Here is a 4293-nt window from a genome sequence, read left to right on the forward strand (position 1 = left end):
GGGCCCGCCGCCGCCGCGCGGCCCGCGCCCGGCCCCGCCGCCGACGAGGGCCTGGCCCGCCGGCTCAAGGCGCTGGCCTGCACGGCCCCGCTGCACGACCTGGACAGCCGCAAGGTGATGCTGGCCGGCGAGTACGGCGGCTACGCGATGGCCGAGGTCGGCCTCGCCGCCATCGACCTGGTCACCCTGCACATGGACTTCGACACCGGGGCCGACCGCGAGATAGTGCTCGCCCGGCTGCTGCCCCGGGTCGCCGCCCAGGCCGCCACCCGCCCGACCGCCGAGCACGAGCGGGTCGCCCGCTGGGTGCTGGAGTCGCTGATCAACGTCGGCAGCGTCGACCGCGGGTTCCGCGCCGTCTACGGCACCTTCGGCCAGGACGGCGCGTACGTCCGGCGCGACTACGACTTCAAGCTGATCGAGGAGGTGCCCGGCCCCGACGGCGGCGTCTACCTGCGCACCACCGACGAGGCGGTCAACGTCCTGGTCGGCGCCCTCGACACCGACGTCACCTCCGCGCAGATCGCCGCCGAGGTCAAGCTGGAGGTGCTGATCCGGCGCGGCCGGCTGGCCGACGCCCAGCTCGCCGCCGAGCAGGCCCGCTACCGCACCGTCCAGTACGCCGAGACGCTGCGCCGGGCCCTGGACGCGACCCGGCGCAACGTGCGCGCCGTCGACTGGATGCAGGCCGTCCCCGACCTCATCGACGAGGCGCTCGACCACATCGCCGACCGCTACCGGCACGAGAACGCGATTCTCACCAACATCCGCAAGGCCCGCGACGAGGCCGAGGAGCCCGAGCACAAGCGCCGCGCCGCCGAGCTGGTCGACATCGTCAAGGACTGCATCCGCCGCCACACCCAGCTGCAGACCCGCCTGCTGGAGGCCGGCCCGCTGTTCCGCGCCGAGCAGGACCGCCAGGCCTTCGCCGCGCCCGGCGCCCGCAGCGGCATCGACCTCTACGGGCAGCTGCTCGCCCCCGTGCTGCGGCTGCCGGTGGAGCAGGCCGTCCGGCCGACCGGCGCGTTCTTCACCCGCGGCACCGGTCTGCGCACGCCGGTCTCCGTCCGGGTCGCCGACCTGGTCGACCTGCTGCTCACCCCGCCGGTCGAGCGCGAGCACCTGGGCGCCGAGCTGCCCGATCCGGACCTCGTCGCCACCCCCGACGACAGCCGGTTCACCGAGGCGCAGCTGGAGGCCGCGCTGGTCCTGCTCGACCTGCCCGCCGACGCCCCCCGCCGGCTCTCCGGGCTGCTCGCCGACGCCCGTCGGCAGGATCCCGAACTCCCCTACCTGGTCGCCCTGCTGGCGGTGCACGCGGCCAGCCCGCCGGTCGGCACCGCCTACCGGCAGGGGGAGGAGCGGCTGCTCTTCGCGGTCGACGACGGCACTCCGCTGCGGGACCGCGAGTTCGGCGGCGCCGACCTCATCGTCGGCAGCGCCCTGCTGGACGCGGCCGGCATGGCGGCGGACCGCAAGGACGCCAGTTGACGACCGGACAGCCGACGCACCCCCGGCGCCGCCCCGCGGCAGCCGCGACCGACCGCCCCACCACCCGCACCAGTGGCAACACCCCCGAGGAGCACCGCCCGTGACGACCCACCACGACACGTCCTGGGCACCCGAGGCCGAGCCCGCCGCCCCGGCCCCGATCACCCCGGCCGACGTCGCCGACGCGGCCCGCCTGGTCTCCTTCGGCCTGCAGGCCAAGCTGCTCCCCGCCCGCGACGCCGAGTACGCCGAGCTGGTCCGCCGCCACCGCGAGGACCCGCCCTTCGCCCGCCTCGCCGACGCCGTCGCCACCGGCATGGGCCTGGTCGTCCTGGAGGTCTCGCCGCGCGCCGGCATGGCCGTGGCCGCCGCCGAGGACTCCGTCTTCGCGGTCCGGATGGGCGACTACTCGCGCCGCGCCGCCTCCGAGTCGACCGACCGCTTCCTGCACGGCCTGGCCCACCTCGCCGTCGCCGCGATGGCCTTCCCCCGCCCCGAGGACCTCGCCGACGACGGGTACCTCGGCCGGATCACGGTCAACGGCGTGGACGCCTTCGTCCGCCAGGCCTGCCGCCGGCTGGAGGAGCAGGCCGAGGCCGACGGCGCCAACACCGACCCGCAGAGCGACGCCCCCGGCCTGGAGGCCGCCTGGCGGGTCTGGGCCCGGCGCACCGCCACCGGCGCCACCAAGGACGCCCGCCGGCTGTCCGGCTCCACCATCGGCATCGTCGCCAAGGCCGTGATGTTCCTGGTCGACTCCGGCTTCCTGCAGAAGACCTCGGACGACGCCGGCGGCACCTACCGCACCACCGCCCGCTACCAGCTCCAGGTCCGCGACCTGGCCGGCAGCGCCGCCATGGCCGAACTGCTCGACCTCGGCATCGTCCCGGTCTCCGACGGCACCGCCAGCCTGCTGCCCCCGGACACCGGGGACGAGCTGGTCGCCGACGCGGGCCTGCCGTTCCACGCGCTCTGACCCCGGGCCCCCACCCGCACCGGCCCGCCGCGCCACCGGGCCGGGCACCCCTGACCACGCACTCCTGACCCACCCGCACTGGAGAACCGCCGCACATGTACGAGCTCAACCGGGTCCGCCTGTACTCGATCGGACCGGCCGGCGCCCGCTACGCCGACACGGTGCTCGACCTGCGCGGTGTCGGCGAGCCCGTCTCCGACCCGGCCCCCCAGCAGATCGGCCTCTTCGGCGAGGAGCCGGACGGGCCGATCCGCCGGCCCGCCCCCGCCGGGGTGCTCTTCCTGGAGAACGGCGGCGGCAAGTCCGTCCTGCTCAAGCTGATCTTCTCGGTGATGCTCCCCGGCCACCGCAACACCCTCGGCGGTGCCAGCTCCGGCGTGCTGCGCAAGTTCCTGCTGGCCGACGACTGCGGCCACGTCGCCCTGGAGTGGCAGCACACCGTCACCGGTGAGCCGATCGTGGTCGGCAAGGTCAGCGAGTGGCGGGGCCGGCAGGTCTCCTCCGACCCGCGCAAGTTCGCCGAGACCTGGTACTCCTTCCGCCCCGGGCCGGGCCTGACGCTGGACTCCCTGCCGGTCGCCGAGCGGGTCAGCCTGGCCGGCGACCAGAAGGCCCGCGGCCGCCGCCGCACCATGAAGGGCTTCCGCGACGCCCTCACCGAGGCCGGCAAGGCCCACCCCCACCTCGACCTGGTCTTCGAGGACGGCCACGACCGCTGGACGGAGCACCTCGGCGAACTCGGCCTCGACCCCGAACTCTTCCGCTACCAGCGCGAGATGAACGCCGACGAGGGCGAGGCGGCGGGCCTGTTCGCGGTCAAGCACGACAGCGACTTCACCGACCTGCTGCTGCGCGCCGTCACCGACACCCGGGACACCGACGGCCTGGCCGACCTCGTCCACGGCTTCGCCGCCAAGCTCGGCCGCCGCGCCGAGCTCACCGCCGAACGCGACTTCACCGCCGGCTCGCTGGAGCTGCTGGAGCGCATCGCCGAGTCCACCATCGCGCGGGAGACCGTCCGCGAGGCCCACCGCACCGCCGAGCGCCGCACCCGCCGCCTCGCCCACGCCCTGACCTCGCGCGCCGCCGCCGAACGCGACCGCGCCCAGGACCTCTCCATCGAGGTCGCCGCCGCCGCGAGCGCCGTCACCGCCGCCGAGGCCGACCGCACCCGGCACACCCTCATCACCGCCGAGCTGACCCACCGGCACGCCACCCTCGGCCTGGCCGCCGCCACCACCGAGGCCGCCGCGCTGCGCCGCGAGCTCATCGACGCCCGTACCCTGCACTCCGCCTGGCAGGCCGCCGAGGCCGTGCTGCGCCAGCGCGCCGCCGCCGACCGGGTGGCCAGGGTCGCCGCCGCGATCCGCGAGGCCGAGCTCGACGCCGCCCCGGCGCTCGCCGCCCGCGCCCGCGCCGCCACCGCGCTGGCCCGCGCCCTGGAAAGCGCCGCCGCGGCCGCCGAGGAGCGCGCCGACACCGAGGAGCAGCGCGCCGGCGAGCTCCAGGCGGACGGCGCCAAGGCCCAGTCCGACGCCACCGAGGCCGCCACCGCCGCCCAGAAGGCCCGCAGCGAGTCCGACCACCTGCGCCAGCGCCTCGCCGAGGTCGAGCGGGAGACCGCCGCCGCGGTCGAGGCCGGCTGGATCGACCCCGGAACCGCCGAGCCCGACCCGGCCCGCGCCGCCCTGCACGCCGCCGACGTGGAGAAGACCGCCGACTACCTCGACGACGACCAGCTGGGCACCGAGCGCACGCACGCCTCCGACGCGTACGACACCGGCCACCCGCTCTACCGCTCCATAGCGGCCCTGTCGAAGCTCACC

Annotated in this window: 2 protein-coding genes and 1 pseudogene; all 3 read left to right on the forward strand. The window is 76.1% G+C overall.

Annotated features, from left to right (window positions below; all coding sequences use genetic code 11):
- Positions 1-1491 (forward strand): hypothetical protein (locus ACFWA9_RS38450; RefSeq protein WP_380394118.1); only part of this gene is annotated, 1491 nt, incomplete at its 5' end.
- A gap of 100 nt (positions 1492-1591) precedes the next feature.
- Complete coding sequence (locus ACFWA9_RS38455; protein ID WP_329490851.1) at positions 1592-2467, forward strand: hypothetical protein; 876 nt, start codon at positions 1592-1594, stop codon at positions 2465-2467.
- Between the two features lie 95 nt (positions 2468-2562).
- A pseudogene (locus ACFWA9_RS38460) lies at positions 2563-4293 on the forward strand (hypothetical protein); the annotation flags it as partial.

It is taken from the genome of Kitasatospora sp. NPDC059973 (assembly GCF_042737525.1).
Classification (GTDB): Bacteria; Actinomycetota; Actinomycetes; order Streptomycetales; family Streptomycetaceae; genus Kitasatospora.